This is a genomic window from Marinoscillum sp. HNIBRBA16962, assembly GCF_057801515.1.
In genome coordinates this window covers 5295159-5321940 of the sequence record NZ_CM173603.1, presented here as the reverse complement: position 1 = coordinate 5321940, position 26782 = coordinate 5295159, and the positions used below count along the sequence as shown (strand labels likewise).

Annotated in this window: 22 protein-coding genes, 1 pseudogene and 1 riboswitch; of the genes and pseudogenes, 7 read left to right on the top strand and 16 right to left on the bottom strand. The window is 43.9% G+C overall.

Annotated features, from left to right (window positions below):
- The first annotated feature begins 97 nt into the window (after positions 1–97).
- Complete coding sequence (locus AC3E9V_RS22165; protein WP_488750356.1) at positions 98–6583, top strand: LamG-like jellyroll fold domain-containing protein; 6486 nt, start codon at positions 98–100, stop codon at positions 6581–6583.
- Between the two features lie 458 nt (positions 6584–7041).
- On the opposite strand, the pseudogene AC3E9V_RS22160 reads toward AC3E9V_RS22165, so the two are convergent.
- The 6 genes and pseudogenes from AC3E9V_RS22160 to sucD form a co-directional block, all read right to left on the bottom strand.
- A pseudogene (locus AC3E9V_RS22160) lies at positions 7042–7197 on the bottom strand (OmpA/MotB family protein); the annotation flags it as partial.
- A gap of 94 nt (positions 7198–7291) precedes the next feature.
- Positions 7292–7573 carry a hypothetical protein gene (locus AC3E9V_RS22155; protein WP_488750355.1) on the bottom strand — a complete coding sequence of 94 codons (282 nt, stop codon included), beginning with the start codon at positions 7571–7573 and terminating at the stop codon, positions 7292–7294.
- Between the two features lie 172 nt (positions 7574–7745).
- Positions 7746–8717, bottom strand: a complete 972-nt coding sequence (locus AC3E9V_RS22150) for a homoserine O-acetyltransferase family protein (protein ID WP_488750354.1) — start codon at positions 8715–8717, stop codon at positions 7746–7748.
- A gap of 7 nt (positions 8718–8724) precedes the next feature.
- Positions 8725–10050 (bottom strand): O-acetylhomoserine aminocarboxypropyltransferase/cysteine synthase family protein, encoded by a 1326-nt coding sequence (locus AC3E9V_RS22145; protein ID WP_488750353.1) that lies wholly within the window; start codon positions 10048–10050, stop codon positions 8725–8727.
- Between the two features lie 244 nt (positions 10051–10294).
- Positions 10295–10407: riboswitch (SAM riboswitch) on the bottom strand.
- A gap of 62 nt (positions 10408–10469) precedes the next feature.
- The gene (locus AC3E9V_RS22140; protein WP_488750352.1) at positions 10470–11888 is read right to left on the bottom strand and encodes a S41 family peptidase; all 1419 of its coding nucleotides are present in this window, start codon (positions 11886–11888) and stop codon (positions 10470–10472) included.
- Between the two features lie 113 nt (positions 11889–12001).
- The gene (gene sucD, locus AC3E9V_RS22135) at positions 12002–12874 is read right to left on the bottom strand and encodes a succinate--CoA ligase subunit alpha (protein ID WP_488750351.1); all 873 of its coding nucleotides are present in this window, start codon (positions 12872–12874) and stop codon (positions 12002–12004) included.
- 267 nt (positions 12875–13141) lie between these two features.
- Between sucD and AC3E9V_RS22130 the strand changes: the two genes are divergently transcribed.
- The gene (locus tag AC3E9V_RS22130) at positions 13142–14011 is read left to right on the top strand and encodes an alpha/beta hydrolase family protein (protein ID WP_488750350.1); all 870 of its coding nucleotides are present in this window, start codon (positions 13142–13144) and stop codon (positions 14009–14011) included.
- Here AC3E9V_RS22130 and AC3E9V_RS22125 read toward each other — a convergent pair.
- Genes AC3E9V_RS22125 through AC3E9V_RS22115 form a run of 3 tightly spaced genes read right to left on the bottom strand, consistent with a single transcriptional unit; the run spans position 14008 to position 15511 of the window.
- Positions 14008–14493 (bottom strand): KdsC family phosphatase, encoded by a 486-nt coding sequence (locus tag AC3E9V_RS22125; RefSeq protein ID WP_488750349.1) that lies wholly within the window; start codon positions 14491–14493, stop codon positions 14008–14010. The two genes, AC3E9V_RS22130 and AC3E9V_RS22125, sit on opposite strands and share 4 nt — an antisense overlap.
- 5 nt (positions 14494–14498) lie before the next feature.
- On the bottom strand, positions 14499–15278 hold the full coding sequence (gene kdsA / locus AC3E9V_RS22120; protein ID WP_488750348.1) for a 3-deoxy-8-phosphooctulonate synthase: 780 nt from the start codon (positions 15276–15278) through the stop codon (positions 14499–14501).
- A 59-nt stretch (positions 15279–15337) separates the two neighbouring features.
- On the bottom strand, positions 15338–15511 hold the full coding sequence (locus tag AC3E9V_RS22115; RefSeq protein ID WP_488750347.1) for a hypothetical protein: 174 nt from the start codon (positions 15509–15511) through the stop codon (positions 15338–15340).
- A 190-nt stretch (positions 15512–15701) separates the two neighbouring features.
- On the opposite strand from AC3E9V_RS22115, the gene AC3E9V_RS22110 reads away from it, so the two are divergent.
- The 4 genes from AC3E9V_RS22110 (at position 15702) to AC3E9V_RS22095 (ending at position 19049) form a co-directional block, all read left to right on the top strand.
- Positions 15702–16724 (top strand): threonine aldolase family protein, encoded by a 1023-nt coding sequence (locus AC3E9V_RS22110; protein ID WP_488750346.1) that lies wholly within the window; start codon positions 15702–15704, stop codon positions 16722–16724.
- 7 nt (positions 16725–16731) lie between these two features.
- Positions 16732–17124, top strand: coding sequence for a hypothetical protein (locus tag AC3E9V_RS22105; protein ID WP_488750345.1), 393 nt, complete (start codon positions 16732–16734; stop codon positions 17122–17124).
- Between the two features lie 240 nt (positions 17125–17364).
- On the top strand, positions 17365–17685 hold the full coding sequence (locus AC3E9V_RS22100) for a hypothetical protein (protein WP_488750344.1): 321 nt from the start codon (positions 17365–17367) through the stop codon (positions 17683–17685).
- A gap of 257 nt (positions 17686–17942) precedes the next feature.
- Positions 17943–19049, top strand: coding sequence for a DUF2911 domain-containing protein (locus AC3E9V_RS22095; protein WP_488750343.1), 1107 nt, complete (start codon positions 17943–17945; stop codon positions 19047–19049).
- 384 nt (positions 19050–19433) lie between these two features.
- Here AC3E9V_RS22095 and rfbD read toward each other — a convergent pair whose 3' ends face one another.
- On the bottom strand, positions 19434–20285 hold the full coding sequence (gene rfbD / locus AC3E9V_RS22090) for a dTDP-4-dehydrorhamnose reductase (protein ID WP_488750342.1): 852 nt from the start codon (positions 20283–20285) through the stop codon (positions 19434–19436).
- On the bottom strand, positions 20282–21496 hold the full coding sequence (locus tag AC3E9V_RS22085) for an NAD(P)-dependent oxidoreductase (protein ID WP_488750341.1): 1215 nt from the start codon (positions 21494–21496) through the stop codon (positions 20282–20284). Before AC3E9V_RS22085 ends, rfbD begins: the two co-directional genes overlap by 4 nt.
- 53 nt (positions 21497–21549) lie before the next feature.
- Here AC3E9V_RS22085 and AC3E9V_RS22080 point away from each other — a divergent pair, with 53 nt between their 5' ends.
- Positions 21550–22122 (top strand): methyltransferase family protein, encoded by a 573-nt coding sequence (locus tag AC3E9V_RS22080; RefSeq protein ID WP_488750340.1) that lies wholly within the window; start codon positions 21550–21552, stop codon positions 22120–22122.
- Here the strand turns inward: AC3E9V_RS22080 and AC3E9V_RS22075 are convergent.
- The 5 genes from AC3E9V_RS22075 to glmS form a co-directional block, all read right to left on the bottom strand.
- Positions 22114–22338: a hypothetical protein gene (locus AC3E9V_RS22075; RefSeq protein WP_488750339.1), complete on the bottom strand. Its 225-nt coding sequence runs from the start codon at positions 22336–22338 to the stop codon at positions 22114–22116. The genes AC3E9V_RS22080 and AC3E9V_RS22075 overlap by 9 nt on opposite strands.
- Positions 22339–22356: 18 nt before the next feature.
- The gene (gene gltX, locus AC3E9V_RS22070) at positions 22357–23883 is read right to left on the bottom strand and encodes a glutamate--tRNA ligase (protein WP_488750338.1); all 1527 of its coding nucleotides are present in this window, start codon (positions 23881–23883) and stop codon (positions 22357–22359) included.
- A 138-nt stretch (positions 23884–24021) separates the two neighbouring features.
- Positions 24022–24489, bottom strand: coding sequence for a hypothetical protein (locus AC3E9V_RS22065; protein ID WP_488750337.1), 468 nt, complete (start codon positions 24487–24489; stop codon positions 24022–24024).
- Positions 24489–24866 carry a RidA family protein gene (locus AC3E9V_RS22060; RefSeq protein WP_488750336.1) on the bottom strand — a complete coding sequence of 126 codons (378 nt, stop codon included), beginning with the start codon at positions 24864–24866 and terminating at the stop codon, positions 24489–24491. Before AC3E9V_RS22060 ends, AC3E9V_RS22065 begins: the two co-directional genes overlap by 1 nt.
- Positions 24867–24940: 74 nt before the next feature.
- A complete protein-coding gene (gene glmS, locus AC3E9V_RS22055; protein ID WP_488750335.1) occupies positions 24941–26779 on the bottom strand; it encodes a glutamine--fructose-6-phosphate transaminase (isomerizing) in 1839 nt (612 codons plus the stop codon).
- Positions 26780–26782 lie beyond the last annotated feature (3 nt).

The following is a 26782-nucleotide window of genomic DNA, read 5'->3' as shown; positions in this document are numbered from 1 at the left end:
AAAATCCGGTCGTTCATATACACCAATCTGACGTTCGTCCCTCAAAATTGAGATAAAATGAGCTCATTGGTAGCTTGGATGAAAAATTCAAGTTGCCATGGAAAAGACATTAACCTGTAGAATCAATAAAGACTTCAATGGAAAGCGGTCGGTCAAACTGATTATTCTCCTGGTGTCTTTAGTAGGGATCAGTAGTCATCAAGTTTTAGGACAGACCCCTGCTTTGAGCTATACTGCATCTCCTTATGACCTTTCCTACGTAGAATATACGGGTAACAGCTATAACTTTAGTGCGATTGAAAGCACTCCCAGGGATATCGCTTTCAATGCAGATGGCACAAAGCTGTATATTCTCGGTCAGGATGGAGGTGGTTGGGTTCGGCAGTTCAATCTTTCTGCACCCTATGATATTGCCAGCCTTAGCGGACAGTCTACATCCATTTCAATGCTTTCTTATGACCCGGAACCTGAAGGAGTTTCTTTCAATTCTGATGGAAGCAAGTTGTATTACCTGGGGCGTTCCAGCACTAAAGAAGTGTTTCAGTTTCAGGTCAACTGGGGAGATTACAACATTGCCGGAAACCTGACTCCACAGGGTGATCCTTTTTCTTTCTCCTACCTGGAAGAATCTTATCCATCAGACCTCACTTTTAATGAGGAAGGTACCAAAATGTATATCCTGGGCTATGATAAAGACAGTGTAAAGCAATACAGCCTGTCCACGCCCTACATTGTCAATAGCGGGGTGACCGACGATGGGAATGCCCTGTATGTAGGTGATATGGAATTCCATGCGCAGGGGTTGGAATTTAGTGCAGATGGGCAATATTTATACCTGCTGGGGTTTCATCGGGACAGGTTTATTCAATATAAACTCAACGGTCCTTTTGACCTGACCCAGGGATATGAATCCGTAAATCTGAATACCAGCATGGAAGTGCTGGATTACAAACCCATGGGCTTCACATTTGATCATACCGGTGAATATGTGTACCTCCTGGGGGAGGAAACAAAAACCATTTACGAGTATAAGGTAAAACCGGAATTCTCTGAATCCACAAACAATGATGGCTCCGTTTCCGGTGTGTTGCTCATCAAACTTGAAAATGAAACCTTCACCCATATCGGCGGTGTATTGCAACCTGGGGTTGATTATGTTATTCACCAATTACCGGCTGGGCTTGAGCCACAGATTACCGTAGCTGCAGACGGACAATCAGCACAATTGGTACTGAATGGCCAAGCCCAGTTGCATCAACCTGAAGATGATTTTCCGAACCTTCGTATTTCTTTTTTTAACTCTGCTTTTACAGGAGGTGATGCTTCAGTAGTAGCCCAGGCAACTAATGCTTCTACAGGCTCGAATATTAATTTCTTAAAGAATGAAGCTACCACATTTGCTCATGCAACTAATGGAAGCATAAGTCTGCATTGGCCGGGTCATCCGGACCCGAATGTTACTCAATACCAGGTCATGCAATTGATAGAAGGGAGCGATGAAGTAATTGCGAATATAGATCGTACGGATGATGGCTCTGACACCACATTGGTCATTCAGGACCTGGAAAACAATGAGTCTTACCAGTACAGAGTGCTTGCATTGAATGATGCGGATAGTGTCTTCAACTACACCGACATTAATGGTCAATATTTAGGAGGTTACGAAACAGCTATTCCGAATGATGATCTGGGCAATGTAGCCTCCTTTGATGGAGATGAAGACTACATCCGTGTTCAGGATGATCCTTTATTAAAGCAAAACAGGGGCACCGTTGAGTTTTGGATGCGAATGGAAAAGCTACCGGGAGGGGCCAATCAACATTATGCAATAGCCAATAAGCACGATCCGAATGGGAGCAATAACGGTTGGAATTTCTATCATAATCTGGAGGAGTTTGTATTTGTAGTAAGAGACGCTTCCAGTCCCTATAGAATTTTGTCAGGACAAAACCTGATCGACTCTACCTGGCATCATATAGCGTTTACCTATGATTTGACTGGATCTACTCCTTCGGTAGGATACATTGATGGGGATAGTATAGGGGCTATCACACTGGGGACGATCAATATCAGTGCGCAGCCTGTCACGATTGGTCGTAGTTTTGGAACCTGGTGGACGCAGTTTGAAGGACAAATTGATGAGTTTCGGATCTGGGATCATCAGCGCACCGAGGAAGAGATTACCAGCATGATGAGAAACCGGTCGGATGGGTCTGACGAAGGACTGGTGATGGTTTTAAACATGGATGAGCCGGATGGAAGCACTACCGTAAACGATGGTAGTAAAAATAACCTGAACGGCACGGTAACCGGAGATGTGAAATTTTCAGAGAGTACTGATTATTCCCGCAATCCGTTTTTAACTATCCAGGCTATCCCGGACCTGAAAACGGCAACCCCCGTTCTAAATGAATCCATTAACATCCCTAACGAGTACCCGACCAGTATTACGTTTTCACCGGATGGCAATAGAATGTATACGGTGGGTGAACTCACTTTCAAACGAGCCTATCAGTATGAGCTGGATACGGCCTTTGATATTACTTCGGCCAGTAACGCAGGGTCCCTGGACATTGTGCAACCTGGAAGTCCCCAGGGTATTCAGCTTTCTGCCGATGGCAGTAAAATGTATTTGATAACAACCCAGGATTCGATCTATCAATTTGAGCTGTCCACTCATTTTGATATCACCACGGCCGTCTATCAGGGCAATTCTTTTTACCTGGGAAATGAAACAATCGGGGGTTTTGATTTTGTCTTTGGTGACGAAGGTAAAAAGCTGTTCGTCGTAGACTTGCAAAATGTTTATCAGTATTCTTTAGATGTAGCTTATGATATTACCTCTGCTACTTATGACGGCATTTCATTCTGGATAGGTGATGAAGACAATTCAAACAGAGGATTGACTTTTTCGAAGGAAGGCACACGAATGTTTATAGCGGGGACTGGTACGGATCAGATTAACCAGTATGATCTCACCACTCCATTTGATCTTTCAACGGTTACCTTTTCCGGCTCTTCATTTGATGTTTCCGGAGATGGAGATGTGGTAAGAGGATTGGTTTTTAACAACAAAAATGATCAGCTCTATACCATAGCTCAGGATAGCAATAAGGTTTCTGCTTATAATTGGGAGTCTGTTAGTTTTCTGGAGTCAGCTGCGGATGATGGTTCAGTTCAGGGGGGAGCCCGTCTGTTTGCATATGGAGATCTGTTTACCAAAGCTGGAGGTGCCCTTATTTATGGTGTTGATTATACCGTAACCAATTTACCATCTGGGCTTACTCCCACACTGAATGTTTATTCGGGTGGTAGCTATGCCGTTCTGACATTAGGTGGGAATGCCACCAGTCACAAAGCCATCCATAGTATTGATGAGTTACAGTTTTCTTTTGAAAATTCCGCTTTTCAAGGAGATAGTTCGTCATTAGTAGACATTTCAAGTATCGGGGTTGGTATTCAGTTTTCTGGCAGTGATGCACCGGTATTTACTTCGACCAATTCAGTTACAGTAGAAGAAAACAGCACCGGACAACTGCTGGATGTCCAGGCAAATGATGGGGATGGTGGTGTGGAAGATGAGGGGATCACGTATACCCTGGATTCTGGGGATGGAGCTCATTTTACCATCGATGAAAATACCGGAGTGCTTTCGTTTACTAGTAGCCCGGATGCAGAAAACCCACTGGATGCGGATGAAAATAATGTCTATGAAATTACAGTCACTGCTGATGATGGGACTCTTACAAGCAATCAAACCATTACAATAACAGTCACTAATTTGAATGACAACATCCCGGTGATTGAACCCGATCAGGTTTTTTCACTTGATGAAAATTCAGCTGCAAGCACTGTAGTAGGTACGGTGGCAGTAAGTGACGCGGATGCTGGTACAACCTTCTCAGGTTGGAATATAATAGAAGGGGGACCCGGGTTCAAGTTTAGCATAGATGCTGATGGTCAAATCATCCTGGAAGGAACTGTTGACTATGAGGCCACGTCTGGTTACCAGTTTTATGTGGAGGTCAGCGATGGTGAAAACGATGCTTTGTCTGAGGAAATAACCATTGAAATCAATGATCTGAATGAAGACCCTGTGCTCAAAACCCCTCTTCTTGATGTGGAGTTGGATGAAGGGTTTGAAGAATATGGATTTAATATTGCCGGGTTTTTTGAAGATCCGGATGGCGATGAGCTCACCATTTCAGCAGTTTCAAGTGACCCTTCTGTGGGGGATGTTTCAGTAGTAAATGGAGACCTGTTTTTCCATGAAGTAGGAACAGGAAATACCACGATAACAGTTACCGCTGATGATGGCCTGGTGGAGGTCCAAACAGACTTTGCTGTAGTTGTTAATAACCTCAATGATGCCCCGGTAGTCACAGACCCACTTAGCAATCAGGAATTTTTAGTAGGCTTTTCCACCAATACAACCAACCTCGAGTTTGTATTTGATGACCCGGACAATGATGAACTTACCTACAGTGCCGCTTCATCAAATACTTCGGTGGTAACTGTAGAAATCGATGGGACAAGTCTGATCATACATGAGGGAACGAGTACAGGTTCAGCCACTGTGGAGGTCACAGCGACCGACCCTTCTGATAGCAGTGTGACTGAATCTTTCTCAGTTACTGTTTCCGATCAGTCCAAGACCGATCAAACCATTGATTTTCCTCCCATTCCGGACAAAACCTTTGGAGATGAAAGTTTTGATTTGCATGCCTCAGCCAGCTCCGGACTGCCGGTAAGCTTCAGTGTTGTCAGTGGTGATGCGGTGATCCAGGGCAGTACTGTAACGCTTACTGGTACCGGTAGTGTGGTGATCCTTGCCACACAAGCCGGTGATGAAACCTTTAATCCGGCTACTTTTCAGCGAGGGTTTGAAGTAGCCAAAGCTGATCAGTCAATCACGATCGATCCGATTGGTGATAAACTGGTAACTGATCCCGACTTTGATGTAACAGCCAGCACTACTTCCGGTCTGGACCTGACTTACAAAGTGAGTGGGCCAGCCAGTATCTCCGGAACGACAATTTCCTTAAACGGCAGTACAGGAACAGTTACAATTACGGTAAGTCAGGCTGGTAATGACAACTACAATGCGGCCAGTATTACAACAAGCTTTTCGGTCACTGATCCAGGTAAAACCAACCAGACAATCACTTTCGAACCTCTTGAAACCAAAACTTACGGTGGTGCGAATTTTGACCTGACTGCTACAGCCTCTTCAGGACTAGCCGTAAGCTACAGCAGCTCCGATGAGAGTGTTGCGACCATCAGTGGAAGCACCGTCACAATAGTGGGAGCCGGGACTACCACGATCACCGCCTCGCAGGCCGGGGATGCGGATTACAATCCCGCTACCAGCGTGGAGCAAACTTTGACAGTAGATAAAGCTGTTCAATCGATCACTTTTGATGCCATAGCCGATCAGGAATTATTGACTGGCTCAGTGGAATTGACTGCCACAGCATCGTCAGGTCTGGATGTAAGCTTCGTGCTTGATGCAGGTGATGGAAGTATTGAAGGAAATACACTGACCTTCAACAGCATAGGCACTTTCACGGTAACAGCCTCTCAGAGTGGCAACAATAACTATGAAGCAGCAGAGACTATAACCCAAAGCTTTGAAGTGACTGAACAAGTGAAGGAAACCCAGACGATCACCTTTGAGGCTATAGCCGACCAGACGTACGGAGACCAGCTGACACTTACAGCTTCAGCTACCAGTAGTCTGCCTGTGAGCTATGAAGTAACAAGCGGACCAGCTACCCTGTCCGGAGAAGCACTAAGCTTCACAGGGATTGGTACAGTAACCATAGAAGCTACCCAGGCTGGAGATGACAGCTATGAAGCAGCAGCTCCGGTATCACAGAGCTTTAAGGTGTTACCTGCAAGCCTTACGGTAACAGCCGATGACCAGGAAATAGCTTTTGGAGAAGCCCTACCAACGCTTACCTACCAGGTCACAGGCTTTGTGAATGGAGAAGATGCCTCCGTACTAACAACGGAGCCTACTGTAAGCACAGCTGCAACAGCAATAAGTGATGCAGGAACTTATGCCATCACAGTAAGCGGAGGTGAGGCGGCTAACTACAACTTTACCTACACAGAAGGTATCCTGACCATCAGCAAAGCGCAGGCAACCATAACTATCACCGACCTGGAACAGGAAACGGATGGTACCGCAAAGGAGCCAACGGTCATCACAGAACCAGCTGATCTTAACTACACGATCACCTACGATGGATCAGCGGATGCACCTACAAGTGCTGGCACATACGAGGTAGTGGTAACAATAGATGAGGCAAACTATGAGGGTGAACAGACAGCAACCTTCACGCTGACAGAGGCCAGTCCACTGGGAGTAGAGAAAATAATAGTCACAGTCTATCCAAATCCAACCACAGATTATTTGATCGTGATGAGCCAAAAAAGGGAAGATGTATCCATCTATGATCTGGAGGGTAGGCTTCAGCTTACTGGTCAGACTGGAAGACAACTAGATTTGACTCAATTGACTTCAGGGACTTATTTGCTAATAAGTGGCGAGCAAAAGATACGAGTCATCAAAAAATAAACTCAGGCAGCTTGAACCCTAAGTGAACAAGCATAAACCCGGTCTCCAGGAGGTCGGGTTTTTTTAATTTGGCAAGTTTCTGAAAGATGTTGGCAGGATTGTGAATGCCAGCTAACCTACCTTTATCCCAAAGAAACACTGAAATGACTTTGCTTCGAAAGAAAGATAAAACTCACCCTTTGGCTAAATATATCAGTCATTGGAACGCATATAACTCGGAAGTAAGCAGATCTGTTTATCAGTTTTTGTTTAGAACATTTGTGGGCTGGCTGGCCCTCACCACGATTGCTTCCTTTTGGTTATCCTGATAGAGTACCTTTATTTTCCACCGCGATCGAAAAAAGGGCGCTGTTGGGTGCCCTTTTGTTTTACAGTAGTTATGCAATTTGGATTCTATAGGTCAGAAGATCCCGGCAGCAAACTTGGGAATACCTGGATAGCTCTTTAATGAATGCGGTTTAATTTTTGATAAAGACGATTTCGATCCTTCTGTTAAGCTCTCTGTGCTCCTCCGTGTCATTTTTGTAAAGCGGCCGTGTTTCTCCATAGCCTGTGACTTTCATTTTTTCTTCTGCGACACCACGACTTATCAAATAATTATAAACAGTCAAAGCCCTTCTGTATGATTAAAAAACGAATTGCAGATAATGTAAAATAAAAAGGGCACCACATAGATGCCCTTGACCTTTTTTCAATCTGTTTACTAAGCTATTTGCTATTACTTGTTTTTACATTTTTTTTAGCATCGTCTACTAATCCCTTAGCATTTTCGATCAGGTCTTTTGACGTGTTAGCATATTTTTCTACAAGGTTGTTATAGTACCCTTTATACTCAGTAAGCTTTTTATCAAAGACCTTCCTGTTTTTCTTAAGCTCTTTCTCAATTTTTTTGAGCTTTTGCTGGCTTCCTTTTGGGTCAGCATAGTATGCCAATGCCAATCCCGAAGCTACTCCGGTGATAAATGTGAATAATGTTCTTGCGCCACTCATAATATTGTTATTTTAATACTTAAAACCAAATGTTTCTATACTAAACTAACGAGTAGGGTGGGTAATTGTTCGATATCCCGGTTTAGGCAGTTTTCCTGAAAATGGTCTTTTGGGTATTTCGGCGGTATCTGAATCCACTTAGTAAAAGAGCCAGGTCATTGATAACGGCTGATCATGCTAAAATTTTCCTTAAAAGGTTACCGATCTGTTCTGCTTCTATTAAAAATCCGTCATGTCCGTAATCAGAATGAATGGTTTCGAAGGTGGCATTCGGAATGTGCTCGGCAATAAATTTTTGTTCCGATGGCGGGAACAATACATCCGTATCAATGCCTATAACCAGCGCTTTAGATTTGATCCTTTTTAGGGCAGCCTCAGCTGAACCGAAGTTTCGGCCAATATGGTGGCTGTCCATAGCTTTAGAAAGGTAGTAGTAGCTTTCTGCCGTGAATCGCTTTCTTAATTTCTCTCCCTGGTATCGTTGATAAGAGGATGCTGAGAAATGATCCCAGCGGTGATCCACATCCTTTTGGGTTTTATCAAATCCGTTATAGTGCCGGTAAGAAAGCATAGCTATAGCCCGTGCTGTTTCCAGACCTCTGGCTGTATCGATGTTGTCCAGGGCCATTCGCTGAGCTTCGTTAAAAGCAATACCCCAGGGAGAATGAAAGGCATTGGTGGCCAATGGGACGATGTTATCGAATAATTCACCTTCTTGAACTGCCCACTCCAGGAGCTGCTGGCCGCCCATTGACCCGCCAATGCCAAGGAAAATTCTTTTTATACCCAAATGGTCCTTTAGCACCTTGTGCAGTTCGACCATGTCGTGAATGGTTACCAGCGGAAAGTTCCTGTCCTTTGGGCCGGTAGTGCCATAACAGGACCCAAGCATATTGGCACAAACAATGAATTTATCTTTTGGGTCAATGGTGAGCCCTTCTCCAATAAGCTGTGGCCACCACTCAGAAGGGTCACTGTTTGCAGTCAATGCATGGAAAACCCACACTACATTGGTTTTATCCTTGTTGAGTTTACCAATGGTAGTGTACCGAATTTTTACATCCTCAAGCGTGGCTCCGCATTCCAACACTAAAGGTCCGGGAACCTTTAGTGTGGAAGTTTTAGGAGAAATCTGCTTTTCCAAGGTCGTATCAGGAGTTAATGGGGTTGTCTGCATATATTTTTTCAAAAGCTTTTTGAAAGTCTTCTTTGATATCATCGATGTGTTCTATGCCCACAGACACTCGCAACAAATTGGGTAAAACTCCGGCTGTGAGTTGCTCCTCATTGTTGAGCTGCTGATGAGTAGTGGCTGCTGGTTGTATGATCAGTGTCTTTGCATCACCTACGTTAGCCACGTGACTAACCAGTTCCAAATTGTCCACAAGGCTGGTAGCGTGTTCTTTTTCCCCTTTGAGGACAAACGAGAGCACTCCGCCAAAGCCATTTTTCAGGTATTTTTTAGCCAGTTTGTGATAGCTGCTGCTTTCCAGTCCCGGATAGTTTACAGATTCCACCAGCGGATGCTCCTCCAGCCATTGGGCCAGCTCCAGTGCATTATCTACGGTTCGTTGTACCCTGAGCGAAAGTGTTTCAAGTCCCTGCAGAAGCAAGAAACTGTTGAAAGGGCTCAGTGCAGGTCCGAAATCCCGTAACCCTTCTACTCTGGCCCTTATCGCAAAGGCAATATTGGGCAATCCAAGTGGATTTTTTTCACCAAACACATCCCAGAAAACCAGTCCGTGATAACCCTCTGAAGGTTCTGTGAACTGTGGGAACTTACCATTGGCCCAGTTAAATTTTCCGCTATCTACTATCACTCCTCCTATGCTGTTTCCATGCCCGCCTATCCATTTGGTGGCTGAGGAGGTTACTACAGCTGCTCCGTGCTCAATGGGTCTGAAAAGATATCCGGCAGCACCAAAGGTGTTGTCCACAATAAGTGGGATTTCGTACTTATCAGCTAAAGCAGCCAATGCATCAAAATCCGGAACATTAAACCCGGGATTACCGATGGTTTCCAGGTAGAGCGCTTTGGTATTTTCATCAATCAGTTGCTCAAAGGCATCTACAGTGTCACTCTCTGCAAACCGCACATCAACTCCCAGTCGTTTAAACGCAACTTTAAATTGATTGTAAGTGCCGCCATAGAGAAATGAAGTGGAGACAAAATTATCTCCTGCCTGTAAAATATTGTTGAGCGCAATAAACTGCGCCGCCTGACCTGACCCTACAGCCACTGCCGCAACTCCTCCTTCCAGAGCAGCAATACGCTTTTCAAAAACATCATTGGTTGGATTCATGATCCGGGTGTAGATGTTTCCAAACTCTTTCAACGCAAAAAGATTAGCTCCGTGCTCTGAGTTTTTGAAAGTGTATGAGGTGGTTTGATAAATAGGCACGACACGAGCTCCTGTAGCAGGGTCTGCTTCCTGGCCGGCATGTAATTGTAAAGTTTCGAATTTAAGGTCTGACATTGTTGTATATGTTTTAGTGCTGTGAAAAAATGTAAGGGGGCTTTTCTGATCCCGATGGTAACCGTCGGGGCGGGCTGATGCATTCACATGCGTTTGGAATGGCCTGCAGTACTAACAACAGCAACACATACAACAGCAATCCTGATCGCTGATATCAAACTGATCAATAAACTGCTCTGCTTCAGATTCTAAAAATGAAGCGAGTTCCTTGAGGATGCTTTGGATGTTGATTTTCATACTTATCAATTTATATTTCCCAACAGAATATCTATCAGGACAGGAATTAGCACCTTCCCGTTTAGGGTGGGGGTTGCTAGCGCTTCACAGAGCCTGTCTCTCAGCGCTTCTTTATAAATCGATCATTTACCGATTTGAGAAGGCAAACCTAGCACGGAATTTTTTGTTTGCAAAAAGAAATTTTAAAAATCCTTCAAATGGAGATTCTTTGGAAAGGAATTTTTATCCAAAATAAACCGCCTGTTCCATGCTTTTTTATCAATGGACTGCAGGATTGGACTTCTTTCTAAAGTTTCATATTGAGGAATGATACGGGCAGTTTGTACGCCAATTGCACTTAGAGCCGCATTTAAAAGTGGTTCTTCTGTGTCTCCCAGGGGATTGAGAACAAGGAAATTGTCTTCAATGAGAACATTCGGAATAAATCCATCCGGATAATCCTGATTATCCGCATTTACAATTCTCACTATTATTGGTTGAATAGCCCACTCGTTTTCAGGATTATCCTCCTCATTGATGGTGATACTACCTACATCTTTTCCTACCGTGGTGTCACCTACGATGAATACATCCATGTAAGGTTTTAGTGAGTTAATAACCACCTCAGAGGCCGAGGCGCTGCGACCGGAGGTGATGATGTGGACCATATTCCCAATATTGGCCCCTATGTTTTCCGATTTATCGAAGAAGGGAAGGTTCAGAAAATCCTCACCCAGGTCATCATCATTCAGAATAAGGTCCTGTACCTCATCATTGTATTGTTTTTTAAACATCAGGTCTTCGCTGGTGGCGTTTTTTACAATCAGGCTGGAAAGATTTCTTGCGGACAACTCACTTCCTCCGCTATTGAATCTTAAGTCCAGGATGAAATCTGTGATGCCCTGACTTTTAAACTCATTAAATACCATATCTACCTGCTCATCGTATACGGTACTGCCCTGAGATGGGCCGGTGGAAAAGAATGTATAGACCAAGTAGCCTATCTTCTTTCCGGAGATCTCATACACAGTATCGAGCAGGATCGGGTTTTCAGCAAACGTGGTTGGGTTGATAGTTACTGAGCCCTGATCTACAAACTCTTCATTATCAAAATCATACCTTCTGTATTGGGCTGTGTATTCAGCATTTGTTTCTCCTAGCAGCTCTTTATAATTGGAAGTGGTCAATTGTGCGCCATTAATCGTATAGATGATATCTCCACGTTTCATTCCGAGGAGGTCGGCAGGAGCTCCGTCTTTGATATAGGTGAGCTGCATGATCACATTTTCGCTCCCATCTGATTCCAGGTACAGCTTGTATTCAAAGCCAGATTCCAGGCTCACTCCATTGAGAAGGTCTATTAATTCTTCATAGTTATCATGTATAAAAGAAAATCTGTCTTGAGGCACTAAGAGGCTTTTATAGAAAGTTTCCGGGTTAAGGTTTGTGCCTGGTTTTTTTGGCAGGTCGGTGGTCCAATAGTACCAAAAGTCCATTTCGCTGTAAATCCAGTTGTTGACCTTGTCGAATGCCGTTTTGGGCTCGTTATCTTTATTGCAACCCGACCATAAAAGTAAGCTTGCGAATAGGACTATTAATATGGGGTATTTTATGTTTTTCATAATGCTGCTATCTCAACGTTAAAGATATTTAATGATTATTGTTCCCTGCCATTAAATACAAAAAGTCGGCTAAAATAATTTAACCGACTTTTCATTTCTGTATTTTGTCTTCCTTATGCCAGGGCCTTTTTCATGACTTCTCCTATGTCTGCAGGTGATTTCACCACATGCACACCATTTTCAGCCATAATTTTCATTTTAGCTTCTGCTGTGTCATCTTTTCCGCCGATGATAGCTCCGGCATGTCCCATTCTTCGGCCCGGAGGGGCTGTTTGTCCGGCAATAAATCCAACAACCGGCTTTTTATTTCCATTTTCCTTGATCCATTGTGCGGCTTCCGCTTCATAGTTACCGCCTATTTCTCCGATCATTACGATGCCTTTAGTTTCAGGGTCATCCATCAGCAGTTGCACGGCTTCTTTAGTAGATGTTCCGATGATCGGGTCTCCACCTATTCCTATAGCGGTGGTAATACCCAGTCCTGCTTTCACTACCTGATCGGCAGCCTCATATGTCAGCGTTCCTGATTTGGAAACAATTCCTATATTCCCTTTCTTAAAAACAAATCCAGGCATGATGCCAACCTTCGCTTCTTCCGGAGTGATTACTCCCGGGCAGTTAGGACCTACGAGAATGGCACCCCTTTTCTTAGCATACGGCTTGGCCTTCATCATATCTTTTACCGGGATACCTTCTGTGATGGTGATAATCACTTTGATGCCGGCATCCGCAGCTTCCATGATAGCATCCGCAGCAAATGCAGGTGGTACAAAGATGATGGATACGTCTGCTCCTGTTTGGTCTACAGCGTCCTTTACGGTATTGAAAACAGGCTTATCAAGGTGAGTCTGTCCGCCTTTCCCCGGAGTAACACCACCTACTACATTACTACCATACTCGATCATTTGAGAGGCATGAAAGGTACCTTCTGAACCGGTAAACCCCTGCACGATGATCTTGGAATCTTTATTTACTAGAACGCTCATTTCGGACTTGTTTCGTATTGAGTTGCAAAAATATTTGAAATGGACACATTGCCAAACGGATTGCGAATTTAAACCCATTTAAGCTACTTCGGAATAAAGGCTAAATGTTTTTGGGCTTTTGAGTAAGATTTTTCTGAAATGAGCCTGGTTATTCTATCTGATTTTAAATTACAAGGTCAAGATATTAATTGGATTTGAGGATTGTATACATTTGCGACAGCCATGTGTTTAACCGCCTTTCAGTACATCAATTTTTAATGGACAAGCATGCAAAAGGCTGAAGCGATTGAGATTGCTACAGATGACCAGGTAAACATAAGCGCCACGGTGTTTGGCTCTCAGAAGAAAAGTCCCCATTTAATAATTATCGGACCCGCTACAGCTGCCCCTCAGGGATACTACAGACGGTTTGCAGAATATGCCAGCAATTACGACGATTTTGATGTCATTACTTTCGATTACAGGGGTGTTGGAGAGTCACTTCACGATCCCGTGACCATTTGCCAGGCAAAGATGAGTGAATGGGGGGAGTATGATCTAAAAGCTGTCATTGAATGGGCGGACCAAAGGTATGACAAGATTTTTTTGATAGGTCATAGTGTGGCTGGCCAGCTTTTTCCCAAGGCTTCTAATCATGACCGGATTGCTGCAGCTTATTTTGTAGGATCTCAGTCAGCTTATTTTGGGCACTGGAAAGGATTGCCGCTTATTCAGGTAATGATCTTCTGGTTGATCAATATTCCACTCACTACATTTCTTTTTGGCTACATGCCCGGATGGGTAATGGGTGGTAAAGTACCGCTCCCAAGCAGGATAGCATTGGAATGGAGAAAGTGGGGGCTACATCCGCAGGGTGTTTTGCAGGGAAACAGGATTCTGATCAGGGAATTTGAGTCTGTCAAAATACCGTTGCATTTTGTGAATATAGAGGATGATAAGGTACTCGCTCCCGTTGCGGCGACTCAGGCATTAATGCATTGCTATAAAAATGCCAGCACCTCCTATCAGTATATAAGGCCGTCTGATCTTGGGATCAAAAAAATAGGTCATTTCGGTTTTTTCAAAAGCGGATCAGAAAGGAAACTCTGGTCGATGCCTATGCTCTTCTTTACTCAATTTGTGAGAAAGCTGAGCTAAAGAACAAACCGATCAATAAACTCTCTGACCGCTCCTTTTCCTCCGCCTTTGGTGAGGGTAATGTCAGCAAGGTTTTTCACTTGTATGGTGGCATCAACCGGGCAGGCACTAAATCCCACCTTTTCCATAACCTCCAGATCATTTACATCATCACCAATGAAAGCTACTTCTTCATACGTAAGGTTAAGCTCTTTTAGCCACCTGTCTAAAATCTCAAGTTTTGGATCCTGACCGATGTAGATGTACTTCATGCCGAGCATATTGGCCCGGGCGCTGACCATCTCAGTCACCAGGCTGTGACTAATGATGCCCACTTCCATGCCTGACTTCAGCGCCAGTTTTATACCCATGCCATCTTTTACATCAAATTTTTTAAACTGATTGCCGTCTTCCATCATATAAATCCCCCCATCGGTGAGGGTGCCGTCTACATCGAGGATCAGTAGTTTGATCTTTCTAGCTTTTTCTTCCAGTGTTTGCAAAATGCTTATATGTTAAGAGCAGTTCTTATCTTGATTACTTTTTCCAGTATCGGTTTCAGCTTATGCAGCGGCAGCATAGTTGCACCATCGCTCAAAGCTTTAGCCGGGTCAGGATGGGTTTCAATAAAAAGCCCGTCAGCCCCTGTAGCCGCGGCTGACAAAGCCAGGGTTTCTATGAGTTCCGGATTTCCGCCGGTTACCCCTGATGATTGATTGGGTTGTTGTAGGGCGTGTGTACAGTCCATAATCACAGGAATATTGTGTTTTTTTAACCGGGTAATGGAAGTGGCATCCACTACGAGGTTTTCATAACCAAAAGAAAAGCCACGTTCACAGAGCCACACGTTTTGATTTCCTGTAGATCGGACCTTTTCCAGCGGAAACTTCATGGCTTCCGGCGACATAAACTGACCCTTTTTTATATTAATCTGTTTTCCGGTCTGACCGGCAGCAAGCAGTAAATCAGTTTGTCTGCATAAAAATGCCGGTATTTGCAAAATGTCTACAAAGGGGGCCACTTTGTCCGGGTCTTTGCTTTCATGGATATCCGTAAGCGTTTTCACAACAAAAGCCTTCCCCACCTCCTGAATAATCTTCAGCGAATGGTCCTCTTCCAGTCCTGTGAAACTGTTTATACTTGTCCTGTTTGCTTTCAGGTAGCTGGCTTTAAAGACAAACTCTATATCCAGATCATCACACACTTTTTGTACCTCTTCTGCTATTTCAAAGGGGGTGGTATCATTTTCTACCACACATGGGCCGGCGATTAGAAAGAGTTTATCCATAGTCTGAAATGTGTCAGCCTGCCAAAGATAAATGAAAGACTTTGACTTAAAAGTGGACACTAAAGTGTACGGTTGTGAACCAAAAATGTATTTTTTACAGTTATTCCTTTCAGAAACCGAAATGGTACGACTTTTGCCCTGAAAATAGAGCGGTTAAAGAATGTTAATTCCGTAACTCTTTTTTTGGAGAGTAGCGTAACCGTAGCATAGGTAGAATTAGCAAATCTCTTCATATTATGCTAATTAAATTAAGGGGGTCAGAGTAGTAGCTGGCTCCCTTTTTTATTACCTCTATGCAAGCTTAATCACATCCACTCCCATTATTTATGAAAAACATTTATAAACAGCGGATTAAGGGTTCTCAATAAAATTATACCGCTTCGCGTCGGTCCGGATTTCCGGCTAAATCCATATTTTAGTGTCATGGAGTTAAAGCCGATAGATTTAAGAAGTGATACCGTTACCAGGCCCACTAAAGAGATGCTGGAAGCTATGATGGGTGCGGAAGTGGGGGACGATGTGTTTGATAATGATCCCACGGTCAATGCCCTGCAGGAAAAGGTAGCTGACCTATTTGGTATGGAGGCTGCTTTGTATTGCCCGTCTGGCACGATGACCAACCAGATTGCTTTGCGGATATCTACTGAGCCACAGGATGAGGTAATTTGTGACAAGCGATCTCACATTTTCTTGTATGAAGGCGGCGGTCTTGCTTATAACTCCATGCTTTCTCCCAAACTTTTAGATGGGAACCGGGGGCGGATTACTGCAGAGATGGTTAAAGCGAGTATTAACCCCAGGGAGGACATCCACTTTCCCAGAACCAGGCTGGTAGGGCTGGAAAACACGATGAACAAAGGAGGTGGAAGTATATATGATTTAGCCGATATGCGTGAGATCCATAAGGTATGCAAGGAAAACAACCTCAATCTGCACCTGGATGGAGCACGGCTTTTCAATGCATTAGTGGAGACCGGAGAAGATCCAAAGGTATACGGTGAGCTTTTTGATACTATTTCGATCTGTTTTTCGAAAGGGCTTGGTGCCCCGGTAGGGTCAGTATTGCTGAGTAGTGCAGAAAACATAAGAAAAGCCAAACGTGTTCGAAAGGTTTTTGGAGGAGGAATGCGCCAGGCTGGATATCTGGCAGCTGCCTGCATTTATGCATTGGATCATCATGTCGATCGCCTGAAAGAAGATCACAAAAGAGCGAGAATCATAGGAGAGGAAGCAGGAAGGTGTACGGGTGTGAGGGAGGTAATGCCTGTGGATACCAATATTGTTATAGTAGAACTGGAAGCTGCTGCTCAATCATTTTTAGAGAAGTTAAATGCAAAAGGTATTCTGGCGGTGCCTTTCGGACCAACAGCTGTTCGTTTTGTGACCCACCTTAACTTTACAGATGCTCATCTGGAAGAAGTGGTGAATATTTTTAAAAAAATCTAAAGCGAGAATGAAAAACAGAACCCTGTATTTTTTAGGAGTATTGCTTTTAACAAGCTGCTCGGAAAAGCTCAATACTTCAAGATCTGCCGAGGACTTTGAGCAGTTTTATGATCGATTTCATACGGATCGGTCATTTCAGCTGGAGCGTGTGAAGTTTCCGCTGGAAGGCACCTATGAGGATGCTGACGGAGAGATCATCTGGAACAGATCTAACTGGATGATGCATCAGCAAAAGGTTACTGAAATTACCGAGCCCAACTATGATACGGAGATCATCCAAAAAGATCAGCTGGTAATAGATAAAGTCAACCTGAGAGGTTCAGGGTACAATAGTGAACGGCACTTTCGGCTGATAGATGGGAAGTGGTACCTGGTGTATTACGATTCTTCTAACCTATAACTGTTTTCGGATCACCATTCCCACTCCGGCAAAAACCAAAAAAGAGGCTTAAGTAATTGGGTCTAAAGCAGTTATTTTAAATGAACCTGAAGATTCTAAAACGGATTGCTGAGTGGTGATCATGAACGAATAAAATTTTCAGAAAAAAATTAAACCAAAATTTCTTGCAATCGTTTGCAATTAGTACTTTTACACCTCCAGCCTGAGAGTTTTTTACGGACAATTTAAATTTTTAAGATCATGGTATTCACAGAAACAGATAAGCACACGATGCGGATACTTTGCACTTTGGTAAAGCTATCTCAGGATACGGACGCAAGCCCGGATGACATTATAAAAGTAGGACAGCACCTGGGTGTGCCAAAGGATGAGACTGAAGAGTTGTTTGATGAAATTGAAGAGCATGATGTTATGAATCTTTCTTCTTATGAGGAAAAACAAAAATTTGTGAAAAACTGTTTCTCTTATATGGATCGGGGCTTTGACCCTACGAGTTCCGAACTAAAGTTTTATAACCAGGTGCTGGATCACTTGGGGCTGGAAACCGGATCAAATAATTAACCGCTGAATTGAGTGTTTAATACAGCTCAGTTCTGAGTTAAACCATAATTACGCATTAAAGTCAGATGTGTAATAGAGTGCTTCGCAGCGGTTAAAAACAACAATAATCAGCAACAACGTTACCCCAACGAGTAGTCCTCACTAAATGAGGACTACTTTTTTGTGCCCTCTCATGGACGGTATTTGCCGATAACATAAAAAAACCTCGGTGACCGTAGTTCTGATTTGTTTTAGAATAAAATCAAACTATGTGTGACATGATCAAATCAATATCAAAGCCAATTTTTAGTTTGTGCTTTCTTCTGGTTTTTACCGGGGGCATACTTGCACAGGTTACAACTCCACGTCCGAGTCCTTCAGCTACGCTTACTCAAAAAGTTGGGTTAACTGACGTTACCGTGGAGTATTCACGCCCTATAGTGATTCGTGGAAAGAACGATCGTACCGGACAAATATGGGGAGGACAGGTCCCCTGGGGACTTGCCAATAATAATTTTGGGAACCGGCAGCCTATGCCCTGGCGAGCCGGAGCTAACGAAAACACGGTAATATCATTCTCAACACCTGTGATGATCGAAGGGAAGGAACTTGGGGCCGGGAGCTATGGCCTGCATATGATACCTTATGAAGATGGAAAAGTGACCGTTATTTTTTCTGAAAACACTTCCTCCTGGGGTAGCTTTTGGTATGACAAAGAAGAGGATGCATTGCGGATAGATGTAAAAATGGAAGAAGCTCCCTTTACCAATGTGCTTACTTACGACTTTATTGACGTTGGCCAAAACTCAGGAACGCTGGCACTGAAGTGGGAGAAGAAGCAAATACCTTTTGAAATAGCGGTAAGTCAGAATGAGGTTTTGGCAAGTATCCGGGACGAACTGCGAGGTGTGCAGGGATTTGGTTGGCAGGGGCCTTTATCTGCAGCCAGTTACTGTTTGAATAACAACGTCAATCATGATGAAGCCATTCAATGGGCAGACCGGGCGATAGCTGCAAACCGTAGTGGACAGACTTTAGGAGTAAAGGCAGCCCTGCTATTTCAAAAGGGGGACAATGAAAAAGCTGTAGAAGTTGCTGAGGAGGCAAAGGAAATTGCTACCATAAATGAGCTAAATACGTTGGGGTACCAGCTCATGGGAGCCAATCAGATGGAAAAGGCCGAAGAGTATTTTAAACTGAATATTAAACGAAACCCGGAAGTGGCTAACTGCTATGACAGTATGGGTGAATGCTACGTAGCAATGGGTAAAAAAGAAGAGGCTATAAAAATGTTTAAGAAATCACTTTCTATGAACCCTCCTGCCAACGTAAAGGCTAATTCAATTGCGAACCTGAAGAGATTGGGGGTGGAATATTCGGAGTAAAAAAGAATAGAAACTTATAAGAGAAAGCCCCGTTGAACCGGGGTTTCTTTTATTGTTCTCTGAGGTGCTAGTGCCAGTGGCGAAGAAATTTCATCTGGTAAGATCTTTTTACATTCCAACCAGATAACTTATTAAATCCCAGCATTATACCTGATGACTTTTTACTCCCTGACCCCCACTTACCTATGTACCCCTCCCCACTTCAGATATGAACTACTTCGCCAAAAAGAGAAAATGACTCACCTCCGATATGAACTATTTCATCTAAAAGGTGAACTGGTTTGGTGAAAACATGAAATGGGTCACCTCAGATATAAGTTAGTTCAGTAAAAAGTTGAACTAGTTTGGCTTTTATATGAATCGGTTTGGTGAATTGCTTACTGTTCAGAGCTGCGAGAGACACTTCTTCAAACTTTCTCTCCAGTGCGGTATGTTGATCTTAAAGGTTTCCCGGATTTTGGTTTTATCCATCACGGTGTAGGATGGTCTGCTGGCAGGAGTAGGGTATTGAGAAGCAGGGATGGGGTTTACCTCCGTCTTAATATGAGCATACTCAAAAATGGCTGAGGAAAAATCATACCAGGAGGCTACACCCTCATTGCTGTAATGGTAAACTCCGAAAGCGGTACTTTTTTCTGATATTATTTTTAAGATGGTCTCAGCCAGGTCCCTGGCATAAGTAGGAGTGCCGACCTGGTCTGCTATGACATTTAGCTCGGCTCGTTCTTCCCCGAGGCGGAGCATGGTTTTCGCGAAGTTGCCTCCAAAGGTGGAATAAAGCCATGAGGTTCTGATGATAAAGTATTCATCTAAATGCTCCTGTATAGCTTTTTCTCCTTTTAGTTTTGATGTGCCGTAATAGTTTACCGGATTGGTATCCTGATCCTCTTTTAATGGCCGGGATGATAAACCATCAAAGACAAAATCAGTGGATATATGAAATAGTCTGGCATCTGTGCTTTTACAACCTTTAGCTAAGTTCTCACTCCCCAGGACGTTAATTTTATCACAAAGTTCTCTTTCGGTTTCTGCTTTATCTACTGCAGTATAAGCGGCACAGTTGATGCAGTATTCGATTTGATTTTGTCTGAAAAAACGGATCACCTCTTTTTCATTGGTAATATCCAGCTCCCCAACATCAGTAAATATGAAATCCAGATGTTTGGCCTTTTTTGCCAGGGCTTTTAACTCAGAACCTAGTTGACCATTTGATCCTGTAACAAGTATTTTAGTCATTTTCCTTCAGCGTAATCAGTCAGGTAATTATAACGATCAGTTAGTTTGCCGCCTTCCGTAATGGTAGCTCGTCTAATAATATTCTTTTCATCTTTACCTAAGAGATGAGGTAAAATATTGTTTAAGAATTCATTCCCAAAGCTCTCAGATGCATCTCGAGGCAACTCACATGGCAGGTTGTCAACTGCCATTACCGTAAGATTACCTTCATCTGTCAGCGGAGCCTCTACCAGGTCATCCGATGGATTGTAATCATAAATGGGCTCCTCGATTGTGCTGGCCTTTTTAGTAGAGGGGATAGACCCCTCAATATCACAGGTGATGTCTGCAATGATACGGATCTTGAAATCGTCTTTCACGATATCATCACGCTTAAACAGAACCGGTGCATGAGGATCCCAAAAGGCTGCAGCAATGAGGATGTCAGAGACTTTTGCATACTTCAGAAAGTTTCCGTCATATTTTTCGGGAGATTTGTAAAACTCATTGCGACTAAACTCTCCGCCATCTTTTTTTACATGGTAATCGCGGGTGTTGAGCTGAGTGAAAACCGGGTATTCAAATCGTTCATTGACGAAAACTGCCGGAGTGACTTTGCGTATGTTCATGCCATGCAATACTTCCATGGCTCCCTTAGCAACTCTACCTCCCCCGGTTACAGCTATTTTCACGGCAGGAAGTTTCATTTTCTGAAACTCGGTCTTTAGATCTTCCAGATCAAAGCACTGATTAGCTCTCCGCAGGTGAAATAAGTTGTAGCGTTTGCCAAACGTCCATATACCATTATAAGCCCCCACAATACCGGCCCACCGGCCAAATGCAATGACCCTTTTGCCAGCCTCGTCCGTAAGGGTCTCATAGTCTATCAGTCGAATCTTTTTCTTCAGTATTTCCTGGAGAAGCCTTTGGTTGTAGGGTTGTTTTTTGATCGTATGCGAAAAGAAGAAGTAGGTTTTTCCCTCCATCAGGTCAGGAATGGGAACTTCCTTGATGCCCAGGATTACATCACAATCTTCGATGGAATCCACTACCTCGATGCCTTCATTTTCATAATCTTCATCAGAAAAGCATCGGATGTCTGACGATTGTACCACCAACTCAACATTTGTAAATCGTTCTTTTACCTGCTTTGCCTGAAAAGGAGATAAAGCCACCCGGCGGTCCAGAGGTACCTTTCCTTCTTTAATAATGCCGATTTTTACTTTTGTCATGTATTTGGTATTATATTGACGGGCGCAAATTTAGTGTTTTTAACGAGGGAGAAATGAACTATTTGATAATAGCAGGTAGCTGGGCAGTTTATCTTGCACTTCATAGCGTTTTTGCTTCAAATCCGGTGAAGCTTTTCTTTGAGAAAGAGGCAGGGCTGGGCACACAAGGCTATCGGTTTATTTATTCGGTACTCAGTGGTATTGGAGTATTGGGCTTGTTTTTTCTGATGGCCCTCCAGGATTCCAAAGAGCTGTTCCCCTCTTCACAGACAACCCGGTACATAGGAATGGTTTTGGCGGTATGGGGGGTGATAATTGTGGTGGCTTCATTTCGAAAGATATCCGGCCTGGTTTTTCTTGGGTTGAAAAAACAAGAAGGTAAAAAGCTTGACAGAGAAGGTATCCATGAGAAGATCCGTCACCCCATTTACTCGGGAACCATTCTGATTTTTCTTGGTATGCTGCTCTATACCCCCACCGATGTGGTGCTGGTTTCGGTTTTGGTAATCTTTAGTTACCTGCCCATAGGTATTTACTATGAGGAGCAAAAGCTCATAGAAGAATTTGGGCAGGAGTACCTGGACTATAAGAAAGAGGTTCCGGCCCTTATACCCGGATTATTCTGAGCCTTTCTTTTTCTTCTCTTTTTTCAACTCTTCCAGGTCTTCCCGGTCACGGAGCTTTTTATCCTCTACATTCCTGTTTAGAAAGGTATTGATCTCATCGATCTTAATACTAGACCGGATCTCTCCAAAAGAATCGATCCGAATATCAAAACCCTCCAGGTCCTTGTTCACTTTTGGCTTTTGATTGGGGTCGGTATTGTCTTTCTTCTTACTCATAATTCAGTGTAGTTGTACCTACTTTAACTGATTTATCGAGTATTTGATTCGTTCGCTCACCGCTTTTCCTCCCATAATGGAGATAATATCCATAAGATCGGGACCTGACCCCGCTCCTGTGATGGAAAGACGGAGGGCCTGCATATTTTTGCCGGCTTTGATATCGTTTTGCTCCATCAGCGAAAAGAAAAGCTCTTTAGCCTCTTCAGGAGAGATATTTTCTTTTTGAGCGAGTGCATCAGCGTAAATTGATACTGCCTTTTGTGCTTCCTCGTTCCATTTTTTGCTGACTACCTTATCATCATATTCTTTAGGATGGTCAAAGAGATAAAGGGCATTTGGCGCCATTTCATGTGTGAATGTTACCCGTTCTTTTAGCAGGTGAACGATCGATTTTGCCAGGTCCGAAGAGCAATCAATGGAATGATTTGACTTCAGGTCATTTTTCACCACCTCGGCAAGAATATTTGGATCTGTGGATTTCAGGTATTGCTGGTTAAACCACTTAGCTTTCTCAATATCGAATTTGGTGCCTGCCTTGTTTACCCTTTCCATAGAAAAGGAGCTGGTCAGATCCTTCATGGAAAATAATTCCTGCTCCGTGCCCGGGTTCCATCCCAGGAAGGCCAGAAAGTTGATCATAGCATCCGAAAGAAATCCCTCTTCTCTGAATCCGGCAGAGAGCTCCCCGGTCTCCGGATCTTTCCACTCAAGTGGGAAAATGGGAAATCCTGCTTTCTCGGCAGCTCGTTTGCTTAGCTTGCCATTGCCATCCGGCTTCAGGATAAGCGGCAGATGAGCAAACTGGGGCATAGTGTCTTCCCAGCCCAAAAATTTATAAAGCAATACATGGAGTGGGGCGGAAGGGAGCCACTCCTCACCTCTGATCACATGGGTGATCTTCATGAGGTGGTCATCCACAATATTGGCCAGGTGGTAGGTTGGCATCCCATCAGATTTCATCAGCACTTTATCATCCAGGGTGGAGCCATGTACCATTACCCAGCCACGGATCATATCGTTGAGCCGTACCTCTTCTTTGGGCGGTACTTTTATGCGAATGACATAGGGTTCTCCGGCATCCAGCTTAGCTTTTACTTCCTCCTCACTAAGTGTGAGGGAGTTTTTCATGGTCATGCGCACGGCAGAGTTGTACTGCGGTGTGGCAACACCCGCTTCTTTGAGACGCTCACGCATGGTGTCAAGCTCTTCAGCCGTGTCAAAAGCGTAGTAAGCGTTTCCGTCATCCAGTAGTTTTTGAGCATACTGCTGGTATATTTCTTTGCGCTCAGACTGTCGATATGGGCCGTATTCGCCTCCTGTCCACGGGCTTTCATCAGGAGCAATTTTGCACCAATCCAGGGCTTTGCGTATATACTCTTCGGCTCCCTGCACAAACCGGGTCTGGTCTGTATCTTCTATTCTGAGTATAAAGGTTCCGTTATTTTTTTTTGCAAAGAGATAGTTGAACAAGGCCGTTCTTACACCGCCTATGTGCAGAGCTCCCGTTGGGCTGGGAGCAAATCGTACGCGTACGTTATCCATATCTTAATTTTTCCAGTCGTTTGGACCGCAAAACTATCAAATACAAAATACTTTGATCCAGGATAATTGTTTTTAACCCGAATAATACGAATCCACGCCGGGACAAATAATTTCTCCTTTAGAAATTTTTGTCAGGGTTTAATTATCAGGAGACAGAATTTCTTTAAAGGCGTCTACGGTCTCATTCGCTTTTCTATGAAAATTTATATTGAGGATGAGGTAATTCACCAGGGCAACCAGGATGGATATGATGCCACCGGTAGCTGATTTGGAAGACAAAAGGAAGATCAGGCTGATCAAAAGAGCTAAAGCGGTAAAAAAGATGAGATAAAGTGTAGCAGCTGGAAAGAGCTTGAGGTGAAGGAAGATAATGGAACCACGAGAGGTATCTTCTACACTTCCGCAGGTTAAAGGAATTGCATTTTGAGAATAGGTTACTGCCAGAGACAATCGAAAATTATCGTCCTCGATATGACCGTTAAAAACCGGCTGTATGGTTTTTTCTTCACTTGTAACCAATTGTGTTTTGCTCCTGATCCGGTTGAGGACCTCCTTTTTTGAAAAGGAGGACACTAGCGTTTGCTTCACGTAAGGAGCAAGGTTCATCAGATATAGGCAATGCAGCTTATTTCTACATTTACACCTTTCGGGAGTGCGCTGACCTCTACCGTTTCGCGGGCAGGGGGATCTTCTTTGAAGTATGTACCGTAAACTTCGTTGATCTTCGAAAAGTTACCCATATCCTTTACGAAAATGCTGCATTTCAGCACTCTGCTGAATTCGGTTCCCGCTTCTTTTAGAATCAAGCCTAAGTTTTTCATTACCTGGTGGGTTTCTTCTTCAATAGACCCCTGCACCAGGTTTCCGGAAGCCGGATCAATGGCTATCTGTCCGGATACATATAGCGTGTTTCCGTGAATGACTGCCTGGCTGTAAGGTCCTATTGGGGCCGGAGCGTCTTTGGAGTGAATGAGTTTTTTCATAAAAAAGATTTAATCTTCGTGTGCTATTTCTAAATGTGAAAGATACTAAATCCTCCCTGTCTCAAAAAAAGGAGTTACTCCACAGTAACCGATTTAGCCAGATTTCTTGGCTGGTCCACATTACACCCTCGCATCACCGCGATATGATAGGAGAGAAGCTGCAAAGGAATAACTGATACCAATGGCATCAACGCCTCATGTGCAGCAGGTACCTCAATAGTGTAATCAGCCATGTCAGGAATCAGTGCATCACCTTCTGTGACGATGGCGATTACTTTTCCTTTTCTGGATTTAACCTCCTGAATATTGGAAATGATCTTATCGTATGAGCTGTCCCCGGTTGCAATAAAGACAACCGGCATGTTTTCATCAATCAAAGCAATAGGACCGTGTTTCATTTCTGCAGCAGGGTAACCTTCCGCATGGATGTAGGAGATTTCTTTCAGCTTCAGGGCTCCTTCCAGGGCTACCGGGAAATTGTAGCCGCGGCCCAGGTAAAGGAAGTTTGTAGCATCTTTGAAGGTGTATGATATTTCCCTGATCTTTTCATCGCTTTCCAAGGCTTTTTTCACCTTCCCTGGGATACTCTCCAGCTCCACTAGCAGCTCCCGGTATTTTTGATCAGCTATTGTTCCTTTGCGGTCTGCTATTCGCAGGGCAATCATAATTAACACAGTAAGCTGAGCTGTAAACGCCTTTGTAGAAGCCACACCGATCTCAGGCCCGGCATGTAAATATGCCCCCTCATGTGTGGCACGTGAAATAGAAGATCCCACAGTATTTACTACACCAAACACGATAGTTCCCTTTGATTTTGCCAGCTCGATGGCTGCAAGCGTATCAGCTGTTTCCCCGGATTGAGAGATTGCTATAACTATATCGCCTTCTCTGATAACCGGGTTTCGGTAACGAAACTCTGAGGCATACTCCACCTCAACAGGTATGCGACAGATGTCTTCAAAGATATATTCAGCCACCAAACCGGCATGCCAGGAGGTGCCGCATCCCACAATGACGATTTTTTCGGCGTTGACAAGCGCATTTGCATAGTTTCTGATACCACCCAGCAGGAGCCGTCCTTCCTGGGCATTGAGCCTTCCGCGCATGCAGTCTGCGATAGAGGTAGGTTGTTCAAAGATTTCTTTGAGCATAAAATGCTCATAGCCGCTTTTTTCTATCGACTCCAGCTTGAGATCCAGAGTGTGGATCTCGGGTGCCTGAGGCACCTCACCCAGGCTGATGATCTCAAACTTATCCTTATGGATAATGGCGATCTCTTCGTCTTTTAAGTAAACGACCTCATTGGTGTACTCTACGATAGGAGTGGCATCAGAAGCAACGAAAAATTCACCCTTACCAAGGCCCAGAACCATCGGGCTGCCTTTTCGGGCAGCGATGAGTTTCTCCGGCTCATCCTGAGACATAATTACGATGGCATAAGCGCCGATCACTTTTGTGAGGGCTACCCGTACCGCATCTTCCAGACTAAGATCCAGTGTTTTTTTGAGGTCTTCTATAAAGGTGATAAAGACTTCCGTGTCTGTATCACTGGAAAACGAATAGCCTTTTTCGGTCAGCTCTTTTTTTAATGATCCGTAATTTTCGATAATGCCATTATGAATAATGGCCAGTTTCTGGTCATGTGAAAAATGCGGATGAGCATTTCTGTCGCTGGGTTCGCCGTGAGTAGCCCACCGGGTGTGACCAATACCAATGTGGCTGTCAAATTGCTTGTTGGAAGTAATGGCTTCCAGGTCATTAACCTTTCCCTGTTTCTTTTGGATGGTTAAAGAGCCATTTTCAAAGAGGGCTACGCCGGCACTGTCGTATCCACGGTATTCCAGCCTTTTCAGCCCATTGAGCAAAATGGGTAAAGCAGGCTTATTGCCGAGGTAAGCGACTATTCCACACATAAT